The sequence below is a fragment of the Streptomyces sp. SID12501 genome, assembly GCF_010550245.1.
Classification (GTDB): domain Bacteria; phylum Actinomycetota; class Actinomycetes; order Streptomycetales; family Streptomycetaceae; genus Streptomyces.
In genome coordinates this window covers 57,422-74,392 of record NZ_JAAGLU010000004.1, presented here as the reverse complement: position 1 = coordinate 74,392, position 16,971 = coordinate 57,422, and the positions used below count along the sequence as shown (strand labels likewise).

Genomic DNA, 16,971 nt, shown 5'->3' with positions numbered 1-16,971 from the left:
CAGTACACCCGCGCCGGAGATGCCACTGGTCCGGGGACGTCGTGATCCGCCACCAACTCGACGACCAGAGCGTGGACTTCACGCCCGAGACCCGGCGTTGGCCAACCTGGGTCGTTCCCTGGGCCCCATGGATCTGCGCGGGGCGGCCATGAGGGCTGGGGCCCGGGTCGTCGTCTCGTCGCCGGACTTCCGCCTTGGTGCGCTGACCACGGGCATCCCGGTCACCGGGGTCACCTGGATCAACTGGATCAAGTCACTGTGAACCCGCCGAACGTGGCGATGCCCCGTGTGCCGGTCCAGCCGTTGGCCGCGGTCATGAAGACCCCGATGTCCTGTGTGGCGCCCGCGCCTGCCGGTGTGGCCGTACCCACCGTCGTCCAGGTGACGCCGTCCGTGCTGACCTCCCCGAGGTACGAGGCACCGGCCCGGGTCAGCCGCAGCCGCACCGGCGCGGTGAAGGAGCCCGCCAGCGCGATCGAGTCGAAACGGCCGTCACCGTCGGTGTCCCAGCTCAGCGCGCAGCCGTTGGACGGCGTGACCGCCAGGTTCACATAGCCCGCGCTTCCCTGAGCGCCCAGGTCGTTGCGGGCGACGAGGCCCGCCCGCGCCCAGCCCCCGGTCGCGTCCTGAGACGTGACCGTCACCTCGGCCACGGCCGCGTCGCCGTACGCGCCCGCCCGGTACACCGCCCCGAACTCGTTGGTGGCGCCCCACAGGTCGGCCCCGGCGCCCTCGACGGCGATCTCGTCACCGGCCTGGCCGAACACGGCGTCGTTGTAGGAGACCGAGCGGTACGGGTCCCCGACCCCGGCCGCGACCATCAGCCGTACCGGCGCGACCGCCTTCCCGTCGCCCGCGTACGCCGCCACCGCGACGACCTGGCCGACCAGGTGCGTCGGCTCACCCGCCGGCGAGACCTCGAAGCGGGCGGTGAACGTCTCGCCGGACGCCACCGAGGCCATGCGCACCGGGTCGAGCGGCTTCACCGCCAGGCCCTCTGGGGCGGTTACGGAGAGAGTCACGCCGCGTGCCGCCGAGAACCCGTTCCTGTTGGTGAAGGTGACCGTCACCGTCGCGGGCCTGCCTTCGGCGACCGCGCCCCGGTCGGCCCCCGTGGCGAGGGCCGCCTGATGGGGAGTGGAGGCGAGCAGGTCGCGTACGCGGCGGGCCAGGGCGTGAGGGGAGCCATGGGGCTGGGTCGGGTGCGTCTCGTGCGCGTGCGCCCAGCGGTCCTCCAGGGCGAACCAGTCGATCGTCGCCGGGGCCTTCCCCGTGGCGAGACTCGTGGCGAGCACGTCGAAGTACGTCCTCCAGCGGGTCCGGTACAGGCCGCCGACCAGCCCCGCCCACTCCCGGTTCGCGTAGTCGTGCAGCCCTTCCTCGCTGCTGGCGCGTCCGCCCCAGGTGGTGACGAGGGAACGGACGTCGTACTCCAGGCGGTCCTTCTCGGCCCGGTCGGCGCCCCAGGAACGCGCGTCGGCGAGCCACCGGCCGAGCAGGTGCGGGCCGGAGGACGCCAGCAGATCGTCGAGGAGATCCATCCAGTCCAGCCAGGTCCGGGTCAGCTTGCCGAACAGGGCCTTCTCGCCGCCCTCGTGCGCGGCCCTGATCTGCGTCAACAGGACACGACTGCGGTTGGACAGGACCTGCCGGGCCACATCGACGACGTCGTAACGGTAGGCCGAGCTGCTCCTCAACTCGGCCCGCACGGAGAGGAGTTCGGTGAGTGCTGTGTCGAAGACCGTGGTGTCGTAGCGATCCTTCTCGGGGCCCCAGGCGGCGGCCTTGTTCGCCGTCAGGCTCGGGCGGGCGCCGAACAGACCGTCGGGTGCCTCGCTCCAGGCGTCCGCGCGGGACATGTTGTACGCGGTGTCGCGGATCGTCTGCCAGGCCGCGGCGGCATGCCGGTCGGGACCGCCGTAGCGGGAGAGGGCGTACGCGGCGAACCAGTCGTCCAGGTCGATGGTGCCGGGCGTCCACGCCAGGTCGGTGAGGAGGGCGAGCGCCGGTGCGTTGTTGTCGGCGGCCTCCGGCATCGCCGCGATACCGGCGAGCGAACTGCCCTCCCTGTCGCGCCACTTGGGGTACTGCTCCACCCAGTCCGGGGCGTTGGCGCCCATCGGGGTGTGGCCGCCGAAGTTCCAGATGCTGCCGAAGGCATACGGAGTGCCTCCCCAGTCGCTCTCCCGGTCGGTGACGGTGGTGTAGCGGTCCGACAGGCCGTCCACGATCAGCATGCGGCTCTTGTCGACGCCGTCGAGCAGCGCCTTGGACGGGTTGGTCTGCCAGCCGAGGATTGCCCAGACAGCGCCTGGGTGGGCCTTCTGCAGGGCCGCCTCGACGGCCTGCGCGGCCTCACCCACCGGCACGTCCCCCGGGTTGCCTCCCTCGTGGAGCAGGTCCATCTTGTACATCGTGCTGTCGCCGAACCGCTGCGTCTGGGCTCGGTAGAAGGCGGCGGCCACATCGTCGAAGGCCGAGGTGCGCGGGTCCAGCCAGTCGGGGCGTTTGAACGCGCCCCAGTTGCCCTGCGCCACCACCGCCGCGTCCCCGCCGTGCCTGGCGGGGAAGTCGTCCGGGACGCTGCCGTAGTAGCCCGGCAGAACCGGCGTCATGCCCAGATCGCGTATCCGGTCGACGATCTTCTCGGCGAGCGCGGCACGTCGCTCGATGAGCTGCCTGGAGACCGGCCCGCCGAAGCCCGACATGTTCTGCAGCAGCCACCAGGGCTGGTGGCCCGGGGCCGGGATCTAGGCACGCATCTCGGCGTCGGAGTAGCCGAAGCGGCGGAATGTGTCGTAGTAGACGGCGTCGCCGCCGATGTAGACGAGGACCCGGTTCACTCCGTGCACGGCCAGTACGTCCAGCTCGTGCTGCCAGGCGTCCCAGTCGCGGTAGGCGCCGGTGTAGCCCTCGTTGGTGTCGTTGAAGGCGAAGCGGTGCGGAACGTCGGCCGATCCCGCGATCTCCTCGGCGGGCGCGGGGAGAGTACGCGGGAGGTTCAACTGCTCGCCGGTCCAGGAGACGGAGGCGTGTGCGGTCCGCCGCAGGTAGGTGTGGAGGCCGGTGAGCAGCACGGCGGGGCTGGTGCCCTCAACGGTGATGTGCCCGGCCCGGCCGGTGACCCGGAACCGGTCGGTGTCGCCGCCGACGGCCCGGAGGGTGACCTGCCGGTGGTGGTCGGGAAGCAGCCGCTTCAGCGCGGCTGCGGCGGGCGCGGTGTCGAACAGGGCGTCGCCTGCCGCGTACGCGCCCTGCGGACGGGCCAGCAGCGCGGCCCCGCCCAGCGCGACCGTACCCGTGAGGACACGTCTGCGGGTGACACCTGTGCTGCCGATGATGCCGAGATCGCCTCGGTCGTCGTGCATGAACGTCCTTCCGGCAGAGCTCAGTTGGTCGACGTGGTCGACGTGGTGGTTGTACTCGTGGTGATCGTCATGGCGAAGAGGTGCAGGGCGGGGACGCCCGCCTGGAGGCTGTCGCTGACCTTGGGCAGGACCAGGGAGCTCAGTTCCTTGCCGGCCGCCAGATCGACGCCGAAGGTGAACAGGCTCACCGGGTTGTCGTCCCGGCCGGTGGCGATGTGGCGGTAGGGCAGCACCACCGCGGCGGAGGAACTCGCCCCGTACCAGTCGGGTACAGCGACCGAGAACGCCTGTTCGGTTCCGTCCGTGTAGACGACCTTGCCGTCGCCCTTGCCTTCGCCCCAGGTGCTGGTGCCGAGGAAGGACAGCCGGGAACCGGAGCCGGACAGCAGCACACGCTGGCCGGAGGAGACGACGTTGTCCTTGCTCCCGGGCCGGGTGTCCGGCCAGGTGAAGGGCACCCCGTCGTACGTGACCGCGGCACCCGGGGTCAGCCCCGCCGACGCCAACGCCTCGGCGGACAGACTGGAGTTGGAGCCGTCGATGTTCGCGGCGGTGAGGGCGTCGTCGGAGGCGATCCCCGCGTTGTCGAACGCCCCGGGCAGTGAGCGGGACGGCATCGTGACGGAGGAACTGGCGCGGGTGCAGTCGGAGCCGTGCCGGTGCACGTCGAAGAGGGCGTGCGCGGTGAACACGATCCGGCCCTCGGCATCGTCGGCGAGCCGGGTCCGCCAGGTGCGGGTCACCGACCGTCCGGGGGCGAGGGTGTCCAGGCTGCTCGGTTTCCCGGTGTCGTCCACGGCGAGGTAGAGCACGGCGGCGCGCAGCGCGATCCCGGTGGTGTTGGTGAGTGTGGCGGTCAGGGTCACGGCCTTGCCCGGCTCGGGTGCGGGCGGGGTGACGGTGAGCGAGACGCGCGGAGGGAGGAAGTCCTCCCCGGGGCGGTAGGAGTTCTCGGGGCGATGGGTGTTCATGACACCTCCACGGTGAAGTGGTCGAACACGGCCCGGACCGTCGTACCGGGGTGGTTGAGGTTCACGGCACTCGCCACCACGCCGGCGTCCAGGAAGCCGGTCGCGGAGGGCACGGTCACGCTCGCGATCTCGTTCCACGCGAGCCCGTTGTTGGTGCTGCTGTAGGCGGTGTAGGTGGTGCCGGCGCGGACCAGCCGCAGCCACGCGGGGTGGGTGGAGACGCCGCCGCCGGCCCAGGTGTCGAGGTGTCCGTCGCCGTCGCTGTCGGTCATGAACTCCAGGCCGTACGACTTCGACATGGTCAGGACGCCGTAGCCGCCCTTCTCCGGCGCGGTGAGGTCGTTGGCGACGGCGATCCCGGCCTTCGCGGAGGGTCCGCTGCCGGTCTGGCCGACGAGGCGGGCGGTGAGGCTGCCCGAGGCGGGTACGGCGTCCGGCAGGTGAATGGCGGCCTTCTCGTCCTTCCATCCGGCCAGGTCCTGACCGCCGGCCCAGATCGCGAACTGCTTGTCGTTCTGCGCGAATTGGGCGTCGTCCGCAGTGGCGAACGTTCGGTAGGGGGGCCGTACGGCGGACGGGACGGGGGTGACGTCGGCGCCCACGCTGTCGGTGTCGAGGCGCGTCCGGCCGGCCTGTCGGTAGGAGGTGCGTACCCCTATGTCGTACGGCCCCCATATCGCGTCGGTGGACGGTGTGACGCGCCAGGTGACGGTGTGACTACCGCCGGGGACAAGGGAGTCGACGCCCGGGTTCCCTTCCGCCTCGACGGTCCAGCCGGCCGGCAGGCGCAGCGCGGTGGTGACCCGGGTGACCGCCTTGCGGCCGGTGTTGGTGACGGTCGTGATGACATCCGTGGCACGGCCGGCTGGCAGGCTCGGGTGGTACGGGGTGAGCCGGACGCGGGCCGAGGGGCAGTCGTGGGCCACCCCGAGGCCGGCGAGGTCGACGGCGTCGGCGAACGCCTTCATCCCGGTGTCGTTGGGGTGCAGATGGTCACAGGAGTCGAACGCGGCGCCGTAGCGGGTGGGGTCGTCCGGATCCCGGACAGCCTTGTCGAAGTCGGCGTAGCCGTCGAAGACGCCACCGTCGCGCACGAAGGTGTTGACCTTCTGCCGGTCGGCCTCCTTGGCCTCGGTCCACCAGTCGCCCCAGCCGCGATACGGGACCACGGTCGCGCCGATCACCCGCAGCCCACGTGCGTGGGCCCGCCGCACGATCCCTTTCATGCCGTCGATCACCTGGTCACCGGTGGCGCCGCCCCAACTGAGGTCGTTGACGCCCTCGAAGAGGACCACCGTCCGGGCGCCCGGCTGGGACAGCACATCGCGCTCCAGCCGCTCCGGCGCCGACGGGTTGCCGTCGGTGCCGGCCGTGATGCGGTTGCCGCTGATGCCCGCGTTCAGCACTCCGGCGGGGGTGGCGCAGGCCGACAGGCGAGCCGCCAGATAGTCGGGCCAGCGCCGGTTGGCGCTCGATGCGGAGGAGGCCCCGTCGGTGATGGAGTCGCCGAGCGCGACCACCGAGCCTCGCGCCGGCCCGCCTCGCACGTCGACACCGGTGAGGAACGGGAAGGTGGAGTCGGTCGTGGTGAACGCGTCGCCGCCGGCATCCCCGGCGTGGTCGCCGCCGCCGTCGGGCGTCCAGTAGACGGTCTGGAGGCCCATCCAGTGCTGGCTGACATGGGTGAGCCTGCCGGGGAAGTACAGGCTGACCACCAGGTCGCTGCGGGCGGCCACGGGAATCCGCACCCCGTCGCTGGCCGCCTGACCTCCGGCCGGGATGGTCACTTCGCCCTTGTCGGCGAACGTCAGATCGCGAGGGTCGGACACGGACGAGCCGCTCGCGCGCCGACCCACGGTCGCGTGTCCGATCGTCACCGGCTGGTCGGTGAACCCATTGGTCAGCCGGATCCGGACACTCGTTCCGCCCGCACTGACGTGCACCGGGATCCGAACGGTCACCTCAGAAGTGCCCGGGTCGTACGACGCGTGCTGCGCGGTCGCCCAACTCCCCAACCAGCCTTGCTGTTCGGCCCCCGCTTCGGCAGCACTCGCCGGAAGCAGGGCCGCCAGGACGGCCGCCACGGCCACCGCCGCAAGGGCAGTGAATTTCCTCCGTCGAGGCATCAGGCACCGTCCTTACAGCTCAGCCGGGCGCCGGCCCAGTCGGCGTGGTCCGAGGAGACATCGCCGTCCCCGTCGACCAGCAGGTTCAGCCAGCGGGCGCCGGTCACGTCCACGTAGATGTCGGTGCCGCCGTCGGAGCCGCGCACCACCGGGGTCGTGGTGAGGGAGCGGCCGTCGGCGACCACCTGGAAGGTGACGCTGCCGCTGTCGCCGACCTCGTCGTCCAGCCCGGCGGTCGCGGTGAAGCGGGTGCAGCCGCCGCCGAGATAGACCCGGACCTGGCTGTTCGCGTGGACGCCGAGACCCTTGGCGTACGTGTCCCCACTGATGCTCAGGGGGCGCCCGTCGCCGGCCGCGGACTCCCCGTTCGAGATGTCCCTCTCCACCGGCCCCCAGCCGTTGACCGCCTTGACCAGGGTCAGGTCGCTGAGGAACGCGTCGGCGGACAGTCCCGGCGGCGGTACCTGCACGGCCCGTATCCCGGTGACGGTGCCCTGACGGCCGGACCGGGTGAGCTGGGCGGTCGCGGACAGGACGGCGTAGTGAACCGGGTCGCCGGGCGGGGTGACGGTGTAGACGGCGGTCACCTTGCCGCCCGGCCGGACCCGGTCGAAACGGATGCGGTCGTCGGTAGTCGCGGTCCAGCCGTCCGGGACCTTGAGCGCCAGCTCGACGTCCCGGACGGTCGGCGTGTCCTTCGGCACGCTGAGCGTGACGGGGACCCTGGCGGCGGTTGAGGTGCTCAGGAACGGTTCGGCGTCGACCTCGACACGGGCGCCGGAGGCCGCCATGGCGTACGTCGTGGCGTCGTACGACGGCGCGGCCACCGCACCGACCTTGATCCCGCCCGCTGAGGCGCCGGCGTCGACCAGTTTCACCGAACCCGGGCCCGCACCGGCCTCGGTGGACCACACGGCCAGGGCGACGGTGTTGCTGCCCTGCTCGCGCAGGATGCCCTTGGGGACGACGAACCGTGTCTGGGGTCCGGTGTCCGGCAGATAGCGGCCGATCAGCCAGCCGTTGACGAATATCTGGGCACGGTAGCCGGTGCTGCCGGCTGCGGCTTCGGCCAGGTCGAGCGCGATCGCGTTGTCCTGCCCCTGCGGCAGGTCCAGCCGGGCGGAGGTGCGGTACCAGCGCACGCCCGGCTCGCTCTTCCCGGTCTGCTGGGGGAGGGAGGTGGCTTTCCAGCTGCCGTCGGAGTATCCCGGCAGCGACCAGTCGGCCCGCTCCCCGTAGAGTCCGCCGTTGTTGTACGGGCCGCGGGCGGTGTCGACCGGGTTCTCGCCGCCCCGGTTGCCCTGGATCTTTCAGGTGAGGGTGGAGGCCCCGCCGATCACCTCGGCGCCGAGCAGACCGCGCGGCTCCTTGGAGTAGTCGTGGCCCCATTCCTCGTTGTGACCCGCGTTCTCCACGAGGACGGACAGGACGTTGTCCCCGCCGGACCCGTCATCCCTCAGCGTGTCCGCCGGAATGTCGAAGGTGTGCGCGCCGTTGCCGGAGCTGCCGAGATAGCGGCCGTTGAGCCATACCGCGTACTGGCCGGCCGAACCGGTCTTGGCGTCGAGTGCGAGCGCGGTCGCGCGGCCGGTCGTCCTGAACCGGCCCCGGTACCAGACGTTGCCGTGGTGGTAGCCGTACTCGTCCATCGCGAGGACCGGCAGAGACCCTGCCAGGTCCGGGTTGCTGGCGGTGAGGTGGTCGGCGGTGGTCCAGGCGGAGTCGTCGAAACCGGGGGCGGACTCCGGCGCCTCCTCCTTGTACTTCCACGTCGTCAGCGCCGGCAGCCGGACCGGACGCGGAGCCGCGGTGACGTCGGCCTTGCGGCCGTTCCAGGTCACCTCTCCGGCGTCCGCGATGACCTCGATCTGCGCGGCTTTGGTGGAGTCGCCGGTCAACTTCAGGGTGCCGTGCGCCAGTTCGGCCGTACGGACGAGGGACGGGCCGCGTACGAGGACCGGGCCCGCGGTGGTGTCCTGCCGCCACCAGTGGGCGGTCTCGGCGGTGTCGGCGATCAGCAGCTCCAGGCCGTTCACCAGCACGCGGGCCAGGCCTTTGTGTGTGTAGTTCAGGCGCAGGTCACCGCGTTCGGCGTCCCAGGCGGTGGTGACGTCATCGTCCAGGACGGTGACCTCGGGCCGCTCGGCGTACCGCAGCACGGTCTCGCCGGTCTCGCCCGCACGCCCGTACAGCAGGGCCACGTCCCGGTCGCCGATCCGGGCGTGCGTCATGATCTCCGAGGTGGAGTAGACGAGCCGGTGGTTCTCGCTCAAGTCGTAATCGGCGACGAGGAGTTTGGCGTCGCGGCCGTCGACCGTGATCGTTCCCTGCTGCGGTACGCGCGGGTAGTCGCCGTCCGCGCCCTTCAGCGACAGGGTGGTCTCGTCCCTGTCCTTCACCCGGGTGTCGGCATGCCGGACGGTGAAGAACTGGGTGCCGTCGTCGGGGTTGACGCGCCGGTCGATGCGCAGGGCGTCGTCGGACGGGGTCGGCGCCTCGGCCTTGTCGGTGCGCGCCAGCGAGGTCACCGAGTTGACCATGTACCCGAGGCGCTTGAACTCCTGGTATTTGTCGGTCAGTTGGCGGGACTCGTTGATCGGGGCGCCGTAGTCGTACGACGTGTAGACGGCGTTGGGGTCGGCGAGCCAGCCCCAGTTGGTGCCGCCGTACGTCATGTAGAAGGACTGGCCGCTCACCCCGGCGGCGATGTTCATCTTGCTGAACACCCGGGTGAAGTCGGTGCCGGTGAGTTTCGCGCAGTCCTTGTATCCGGTGCCGCCCCACGGGTCGAAGGCGCCGCCCTGCGCCTCGGGGATGATCAGCGGGGACTCGGGCTTCCACTCGTTGACGTACGAATAGTCGGGCAGGTTCTTCCAGTTGTCGGGGTCCTCGCAGTCGAAGCCCTGCGGGTAGGTGTCGAAGCCGTAGATGTCGGGGGCGCCCTTGCCGCTCACCCAGTTCCGGTTGGCACCACCGTCGTTGACGAAGGTGGGCACGTCGATGCCGTCGTCCTTCGCCCAGTCGATGAGGGTCTGCATGTAGTCGGCGTCGTGCCGGCCGCCCTGGTACTCGTTCTCGACCTGATAGAGAATCACCGACCCTTTGCCGCGCGTGAGTTGGTGCCGGGCGATGATCGGGTTGATCCGGCTCATCCACTCCCGGGCTGCCTGCATGTACTCCGGCTCGGAGGTGCGGTTCACGCCGCCCTGCGTCGACCGCCAGGCGGGCATGCCGCCGCCGGAGACCTCCGCGTTGATGTACGGGCCCGGGCGGGCGATCACATACAGCCCCGCGCGCTCGGCCTCGTCGAGCAGCCGCTCCACGTCACGGATGCCGGTGAAGTCGTACGAGCCGGGCTTGGGGGAGTGGTAGCCCCAGTCGAAGTAGAGCGAGACCGCGTTGAATCCGCCCGCCTTGATCTTTTGCAGCACGTCGCGCCACGCGTCGGGGCTGGGCAGCCGGAAGTAGTGGAACTCGGCGCCCCAGAGATACAGGGGCTTGCCGTCGACCTGCACGGAGTACTGGTCGTAGGTGACGGTGTGCGGGGCCGCCTCGGGCTCAGCCTGGACGGGTGCCGCAGCGACATGGCGTACCGGTCAGGGGCATGACAGTCAGGGCTGTGGCGAGCAGCAGGGACTTCCACTTCACCCTCATGACGTCAGCCCCTTCACGACGGCCGCCCGCGCGGTCTCGATGTCGCCCATGTCCTTCGTCCGGCCGTCGAGGTTGCGCGTCGCGGTGGTGAGGGCCTCGGTCAAGGCGGCGCTGTCGGTGCCGCCGTCCTTCTTCCGCAGCTCGGCGATGAGTTCGTAGTCCTCGACGCCCTCCTTCAGCTGCTCCCAGCGGATGCTGGACATCGGGCCGTCCTTGCCCGGGTAGACCAGGTACTCGTCTCCTTGCGTGAAGATGTGCACCGGCTGGTTGAAGGGGTCGCTGGTCCAGCTGTTGTACGACCAGCGCAGGAAGCCGTCCAGGTTCCGCTGGGCGGAGATCCACGGCAGCATCCGCGACTCGACGGCGGGCGAGAACGCCAGCGTGTTGGGGTGGGCCGGTTCCCCGTACACGTAGAAGGTCGTGATCTTTCCGGCCTTGCGCCGCTCGGCCACCTTCTCTTTCGTCATCGCGTCGATGCCGCCCCAGTCGACGGACAGATTGGACGCGACGCCTTCCGTGCTGATCGAACCGGCCACGGAGATACGGTCGTCGAAGACCGGCGCGACCTCGTGGACGAAGTTCTTGACGACCGTCATGGTGTTGATGGGCCGCTCGTCGAAGGACAACCAGGTGTCCTCCAGCCAGCCCTTCGCCTTCAGGTGCTTCTCGAAGGCGGGCAGGAACGCTCCCCAGGCCTCCCGCCAGCGGCTGCCGCCCAGATCGACGTTCTCGTAGACGGTCCTGCCGGTGCTGGTGTCGGTGTAGGTGAGGTGCTCCTGGTCCTGGAACGCCAGCATGGAGAAGGCGCCGATGTCGGGCCCTAGACCGGAGAGTCTGGCGGTCCGGACGTACTTGTCCCAGCGGCCGAAGTCGAAGGCGAACGTCTTTCCGTTCCACTTCCAGCCCACCATGCTGGTGTACGGCGTGGCCGTCTGCGACTGCCGGGTGCCGAGCGACCACTGGTGGTGCCACGGGTTGTCGACGATGGTGGTGTTGATGACCTTCTGGCCGCGCGAGGCCAGGTCACGGTCGTACTTCTCGATCAGCTTCCAGTGCTGGTCGGACCAGAGCTTGACGCCGTGGTTCTTGGCGATCGTCTCCGGCTGCGCCCACACGTCGAGGAAGAAGTCGTAGTCCTTCGGGTCGGGCACGCTCGCGTCCGCCACCTCGATGGTCAGCGGGTAACTGGCCTGAGTACGGCCGTCGGCGTTGACCTTCACCGTGCCTGTGTAGGTGCCCGGCCTGGCCTTCTGGGGAATGTGGAAGGTGAACCACAGCGGCTGCGCGGCGTACGCGGGTACGTCCACGGAGTCCCGCTCCTCGAGCGCGTCGCCGACCACGTCGGGATTGCGGTCGCCGGACACCTCCTTGGCGGAGCTGACCTGGTCGATGGTCGCGGACCAGTCGACCTCGCTCTTGGAGCGCTGTACCGGCACGTACTTGACGAACCTGACCTGGGTGTCCGCACCGGACAACTTCGCGCCGCCGGGCCCGGCGAGGTCGCCGACCACGGCCTTGACGTCGTCGAGGCTGTGGCCAGAGGCGATCGCCAGTTGCGCGGAGACCTGCTCGTTGCGCACGGCGGAGAGCCGCAGCTCCTGGGTGTCCTTGCCCTGGATGGCGGTCATCGGATAGCGCGGGACCCGCTCTTCCGCGGAGTCGGCGAAGGAACCGGTGGGAACCCAGGTGACGGTGTCCCTGGTGCCCATGGCGTCGGCGACCTTGACGGTCAGCCAGGTGGTGGTGGCTTTGGAGTTGAGGTCGGTGCCGGTGGTCGCCGTGCCGCTGACAGCGATCGCGGTGGTGCTCGCGGCCACCACCACGCCCGCGACGAAGCCGGCGACAGCTGAGGACGTACGTGCCATAGGGCTGGGTCCCTCTCTTGGGGATCAGTGGCGCCTGCGCTGTGGTGTCAGGACGTGACGGCGAATCCGCTGAAGACGGCTTCGATGTTCTCGCCGGGGTAGTTCACGTTGGCCGCGCTGGCGACCATCCCGGCGTCGCCGGTGCCGGCGGCCGACGGCACCTGGGCGGCGCCGACCTGCGACCAGGTCTCGCCGTCCCTACTGGCGTACGCGGTGTAGGTGGCGCCGTTTCGGGTCAGCCTGAGATACGCCGGGTGGTAGGTGGAACCACCGCCCGCCCACGTGTCGAGCCGTCCGTCGCCGTCGCTGTCGGTCATGAACTCCAGGCCGTAACTCTGGGTCATGACCAGCACCGCGTAGCCGCCCTTCTCCGGCGCTGTCAGGTCGTTGGCGACGACGATGCCCGCCTTGCCGACCGGTGATGCGCTGTTCTGGGAGACCAACTGCACCTGCACGGTGGCCTTTTCGCCTGCCGTGTCGTCGAGATAGACGAGGCCCTTCTCGTCCTTCCAGCCGGACAGGTCCTGGCCGCCCGCCCAGATGGCGAACTGGTCGCCGCTCTGTGCGTACTGGGCACCCCCGGAGGTCGTGTCGGCTGTCAGATAGGGCTCCCGCACACTGCCCGGGGCGGCTCTTACCCGTGCCTGCACGGTGTCGGACACCTTCTGCGACCCGTCGTACGCGTGGTAGGCGGCGTTGCCGGTGAGGTCGTGGCTGCCCCAACGGGCGCCGTCGGCCGGGGTCACCGTCCACGTGGTGGTGAGGGTGGCGCCGTTCCTGAGGGACTTCGCGGCGGTCGGGCCGGTGGTCGCCTCGGCGCTCCAGCCGACGGGCAGGTCCAGTGCCGCCTTGACGTTCCTGAGGGTCCTGGCGCCCCAGTTGGTCACTTCGGTGGTCAACTGGAACGGCGTACCGGAGTCGGTGGACGGGGCGTCCGGGCTGATCAGGACGGAGGCGGCCGGAGCGTCGTCGCGCTTGAGTGCCTTGACGGCCTTGGCGGCGCCCTTGGCCTTGAGGTTCACGAAGGCCGGGGTGACGCCGAGCGGCGCCGCGTACCCCTTGAGATTCTTCGGGCCGCGGATCACGGTGCCCTGGTTGACGTCGTACCAGGTGCCCGGCGGGAGATGGACGGAGCGGGTGGCGCCGCTGCTCAGCTTGGGCGCGGCCAGCACGGCCGGGCCGAGCATCCACTCGTCGGTGACCGTGTAACTCGCCTCGTCCTTCGGGAAGTCGAAGAACAGCGGCCGCATGATCGGATCGCCGGTCTTGAGGGTTCCCTGCACCTGGTCCCAGATGTACGGGGCGAGCTTCTCGTGCGTCTTGATCGCCTGCCGGTAGAGGTCGACCGTCTCCTGGTCGTAGTCCACCTTCTGGCCGGTGGTGGTGTCGAAGGTGCCGACCGGCGACGTCGAGGCGTACATCAGCGGCATCAGTGAGGCGGACTGCGCCCACCTCACCAGCACGTCCTTCGACGGTGCCGGCTGGCCGCCGGAGCCGCCGATCATGTCGGACTCGACGAACGGGTAGCCGATGGTGGAGATGGCCAGGTTCTGGGTGGCGGAGGCACGCAGGGAGTCCCAGCCGGTGCCCTTGTCGACCTGGCGGGTGACGAAGCCGGCTTCGTGGGCCGTCCGGTTCCAGTGCACCCGGATGCCCGCGCCCTGGAGGTCGAACTCGTCGGCGAGCTGGGTGCCGAGCTTCTGGTAGTCCGTGGCCCGGTGGCCCTCACGCGGGGCGCACTTCTCGTCGAAGAAGCGGGTGTCGAACTTCAGACCGTCGATGTCGTACGTGTCCATCAGGTTCTTGAGGTTGCCCTCGTACCAGGCCTTGGCTTCTGGGTTCGCCAGGTCGATGATCCCGGCCTGGCCGTTCCACCAGGTCACCTCACACGGCTTGGTCGTGTCCCCGGCGTCCATGAGCAGATAGCCGTGGTCGACCGCGTACCGGTGGTTGTCGGAGTCCAGGTTGATCCACAGGGTGACCCAGATGCCGAAGTCGAACCCCATGCCGTGGATCTTGTCGGACAGGCCTTTGGGGTCGGGGAAGGTCTTGGGATCCCAGGTCAGATTGCCGTAGTTCGACTCCCACTTGTCGTCGAGCTGGATGGTGTGCCCGTCCAGACCGTTGTCGTGGAGGCCGGTGGCGTAGTCGAGCAGCTTTTCCTGGTCGACCCTGGTGTAGAACTGCGCCCAGGAATTCCACAGCGGCTTGGCGTACTGCTCGTAGGTGGCGTCGGACTTGGCCGGTTTGCCGACGATGCCGATGTAGTCGCGGTAGACCCCCAGCGGGGTCGACTCGACGAACACGGTGGCCTTGTAGGTGTCGGACGACTCGACGGTGAAGGTGCCGAGGCCGTCCTTGCCCTTGTTGATCGCCACGTCCATGACGTCCCCGGTGTCGACGCGCAGACCGGTCGAGCTGGAGGTGTACCAGAACGGGTCGATCATGTTGTACGACGCCGGGCCGAAGGTTTCGTGGTCCACCTCGCCGGCGTCGAGCGGCCAGGGCTGGTCGACGCCGGGACCGCCCTGCGGGGTCTCCGCCTCGCCGTGGCCGTACCAGTGGCCCGCCGATGACAGGTCGTAGGCGAGGCCCAGCTGCTTCGGTGCGCCGCCGTGGACGTCCCAGTCGAGCTGGTAACGGTCGGCCCCCGGGGTGATCCGGGCCGCCACCGTGGCGTCGTCGAGGGTGCTGTCGGCGGTGACGGTCAGGACGCCGTCCTTCCACGTCCAGCCGGTGACGCCGGTCGCGTGCTGCCACGTGCCGTCGGCCGAGGTGAAGCGCAGGGCGCCGGTGTCGCCGGAGGCGGTGGCGAGCACGGTCTTCCCGGCACGGCGTGTGGTGAGGGCGAGTTCGTCGGTGGCCACGTCGAGGGTGTAGCCGGGGGCGCCGGTGGAGGCAGGTACGGAGACCGTGACGGCGTGAGCGGTGCGGGCCACCTTCGGCCCGCCCTTGGCGGTGGTGGTGGGGCGGGCGGCGGTCGTTGCCGCGGCAGAGCCGGTGACGGGCGCCATCAGCATGGCGCCGGTCAGTGCGGCAGTGAGTAACAGACCGCCGGGACTGCTCAGTCGGGCGTGCACTCGTGTCCTCCTGTCGGACAGGACGGTGACGGTGACTCAGGAGCTGTGAAGCTGGGTGCCGATGGCATGCGGTCTGCTTGATTCTGCGTGCAGATGCAAGATTCAAGCGATTTCGCTCATGTTCTTGCGGCAGCCGCCACCTGTCAACAGGCGGGACATGTGGTCCCTCAAGGGGCAAGGGGGTACTCGTGGAGCAGCTCTTGTACCTGGTGGCGGTCGGTCCCGGGTCCCCCCGAGAGGCGTCGACGAGCCCGGAAACCGTTCGTAACGGACGGGTAAATTTCCTCGGGCGAGGATCACGGAACGGGTCAGATGGCTCGGATTGTCCGGGTCGGGGCCATGTGCCGAGGCGACGGTGGCAGCCGGCCGGCGCACCACGATGAGGTCGGCCAGGGAGCGCCGGCTGGGCGCCACCAACTGCCCACCGGTGCGAGCGATTTCGTCGGTGAGACCGGCCGGACGGCCAGGCTGCCGGGTCTCGCCCCACGCATCTTCAGTGCCGCCTCCTGGGTGACCCCGAACCCCCGGCCCTGCCCCAGGAAGGTGAACTGCTCGGCCTCGATCACTTTGGCCGACAGGGGTTCGGCCAGTGCCGAGTGCCCCTGCTGCGGGAGTCGGCCGAGGGCTCGCCCCGTCGGATGGCTGGTGGCGCCGACCTTTCGCGCGCGTCCTACGCGCAGATGCTGGTGACAGCGCTCGAACCGGCTTGCTGTACGTCGCCGGAGCGTCGACGCTGCTCGCCCCGGCCGTCGGACTGCCCGCCGAGTACTGCACCGCCCGGCATCCTTCCGCGGGCCGGCGTTTTCCTGTTGCTCGCACTTGTCACGCAGATGTTCACGCCGACCCGCGCTGCTGGTCGGCATCCATCGGGAGACGGCCAGCTCTGTGCGTGGATCCTCAACGCGTACCTCGCGAGCATTCCCAAGGAACTGGAGCGGGCGGCCCGGCTCGACGGCACCGGCCCGATCGGCCCCCTCACCAGGGTCGTGCTCCCGCTCGCGATGCCCGGTCGGGAGCGGGCTGCGAAGTCAGGCGCGGATGACCTCCACGCCGGCTGCCGCGAACGACTTGGCCAGCTCGTCCGAGGCGGCCTTGTCGGTCACCAGGACGTCGATGTCCTCCACCGGGCAGATACGGGCGAAGGCCCGCCGGTTCAGCTTGGTGGAGTCGGCGACCGCGACGACCTGCTGCGCGCGGCGGGCCAGCGCCCGGTTGATGCTCGCCTCGCCCTCGTGGTGGGCGGTGGCCCCGTGGGCCACGTCGATGGCATCGACCCCTATGAAGACCTGGTCCAGTGCGATCTCCGCGAGCAGTTCGGTGGCCAGCGGCCCGATCAGCTCGTAGGACGCCGGCCGGGCAACTCCACCGGTCACCACGAGCTTGACGTGCCGCCGCACGACCAACTCGTTGGCGATGTTCAGCGCGTTGGTCACCACGGTGAGCGCCGTCTCCGAGCCACCGGAACCCAGGTCGGCGCGGGTCGCCAGGGCCCGTGCCACCTCGGTGGTGGTGGTGCCGCCGTTCAGCCCCACCACGGCACCGGCCTTCACCAGCCCTGCGGCAGCGTGCGCGATCCGCTCCTTCTCCGGAGCGTTGCGCGCGGCCTTGTAGCGCAGGGGCAGGTCGTAGGCGATCGCGTTGAGCGCGGCTCCGCCGTGCGTGCGGGTGACCATCTGCTGGCGGGCCAGCTCGTCGAGGTCGCGCCTGATCGTCGCGGCCGAGACCCTCAACTCCGCGGCGGCCCCCTCCACTTCGATCCGCCCGTCGCGCGTCAGCATCTCCAGCAGCGCGCTCCACCGGACCTGCGGTGCCGCCATGTCTCACAACTCTCTGTCGACGGTGTGCGCCACGACGTGCGCACTTCCATGAAACCACAGCGCTTGATTGAATTTTTATAGTCCCGAAAC

The 16,971-nt window shown here is 69.9% G+C and carries 9 protein-coding genes and 1 pseudogene; 1 reads left to right on the top strand and 9 read right to left on the bottom strand.

Going from position 1 to position 16,971, the window contains the following annotated elements; translation table 11 throughout:
- Nucleotides 1–127 precede the first annotated feature (127 nt).
- On the top strand, nt 128–262 hold the full coding sequence (locus G3I71_RS52225) for a hypothetical protein (protein WP_275409167.1): 135 nt from the start codon (nt 128–130) through the stop codon (nt 260–262).
- On the opposite strand, the gene G3I71_RS52605 is transcribed toward G3I71_RS52225, so the two are convergent.
- The 9 genes and pseudogenes from G3I71_RS52605 to G3I71_RS05375 form a co-directional block, all read right to left on the bottom strand.
- Nucleotides 249–1,151 (bottom strand): NEW3 domain-containing protein, encoded by a 903-nt coding sequence (locus G3I71_RS52605; protein ID WP_343242869.1) that lies wholly within the window; start codon nt 1,149–1,151, stop codon nt 249–251. The two genes, G3I71_RS52225 and G3I71_RS52605, sit on opposite strands and share 14 nt — an antisense overlap.
- A gap of 18 nt (nt 1,152–1,169) precedes the next feature.
- Nucleotides 1,170–3,368 (bottom strand): annotated as a pseudogene (locus tag G3I71_RS05405) (alpha-N-acetylglucosaminidase); the annotation flags it as partial.
- A gap of 20 nt (nt 3,369–3,388) precedes the next feature.
- The gene (locus G3I71_RS05400; RefSeq protein WP_164312769.1) at nt 3,389–4,339 is read right to left on the bottom strand and encodes a beta-glucosidase; all 951 of its coding nucleotides are present in this window, start codon (nt 4,337–4,339) and stop codon (nt 3,389–3,391) included.
- Complete coding sequence (locus G3I71_RS05395; RefSeq protein WP_164312768.1) at nt 4,336–6,465, bottom strand: GDSL-type esterase/lipase family protein; 2,130 nt, start codon at nt 6,463–6,465, stop codon at nt 4,336–4,338. Before G3I71_RS05395 ends, G3I71_RS05400 begins: the two co-directional genes overlap by 4 nt.
- The gene (locus G3I71_RS50880; RefSeq protein ID WP_239148962.1) at nt 6,465–7,679 is read right to left on the bottom strand and encodes an NPCBM/NEW2 domain-containing protein; all 1,215 of its coding nucleotides are present in this window, start codon (nt 7,677–7,679) and stop codon (nt 6,465–6,467) included. The genes G3I71_RS05395 and G3I71_RS50880 overlap by 1 nt, the downstream gene beginning before the upstream one ends.
- 96 nt (nt 7,680–7,775) lie before the next feature.
- Nucleotides 7,776–9,980 (bottom strand): beta-galactosidase, encoded by a 2,205-nt coding sequence (locus G3I71_RS50875; protein ID WP_343242856.1) that lies wholly within the window; start codon nt 9,978–9,980, stop codon nt 7,776–7,778.
- Nucleotides 9,981–10,115: 135 nt separating this feature from the next.
- A complete protein-coding gene (locus G3I71_RS05385) occupies nt 10,116–11,984 on the bottom strand; it encodes a DUF4091 domain-containing protein (RefSeq protein ID WP_164312767.1) in 1,869 nt (622 codons plus the stop codon).
- A 47-nt stretch (nt 11,985–12,031) separates the two neighbouring features.
- Nucleotides 12,032–15,004, bottom strand: a complete 2,973-nt coding sequence (locus G3I71_RS05380) for a TIM-barrel domain-containing protein (protein ID WP_164312980.1) — start codon at nt 15,002–15,004, stop codon at nt 12,032–12,034.
- A gap of 1,088 nt (nt 15,005–16,092) precedes the next feature.
- Complete coding sequence (locus G3I71_RS05375) at nt 16,093–16,881, bottom strand: DeoR/GlpR family DNA-binding transcription regulator (RefSeq protein ID WP_164312766.1); 789 nt, start codon at nt 16,879–16,881, stop codon at nt 16,093–16,095.
- Between the last annotated feature and the right edge of the window lie 90 nt (nt 16,882–16,971).

What these genes read in the sequence shown, in the direction of transcription:
- G3I71_RS05385 (WP_164312767.1), bottom strand. Translation starts at nt 11,984, where the DNA reads ATGGCACGTACGTCCTCAGCTGTCGCCGGCTTCGTCGCGGGCGTGGTG.
- G3I71_RS05395 (WP_164312768.1), bottom strand. Translation starts at nt 6,465, where the DNA reads ATGCCTCGACGGAGGAAATTCACTGCCCTTGCGGCGGTGGCCGTGGCG.
- G3I71_RS05375 (WP_164312766.1), bottom strand. Translation starts at nt 16,881, where the DNA reads ATGGCGGCACCGCAGGTCCGGTGGAGCGCGCTGCTGGAGATGCTGACG.
- G3I71_RS52225 (WP_275409167.1), top strand. Translation starts at nt 128, where the DNA reads ATGGATCTGCGCGGGGCGGCCATGAGGGCTGGGGCCCGGGTCGTCGTC.
- G3I71_RS05400 (WP_164312769.1), bottom strand. Translation starts at nt 4,339, where the DNA reads ATGAACACCCATCGCCCCGAGAACTCCTACCGCCCCGGGGAGGACTTC.
- G3I71_RS05380 (WP_164312980.1), bottom strand. Translation starts at nt 15,004, where the DNA reads ATGCTGATGGCGCCCGTCACCGGCTCTGCCGCGGCAACGACCGCCGCC.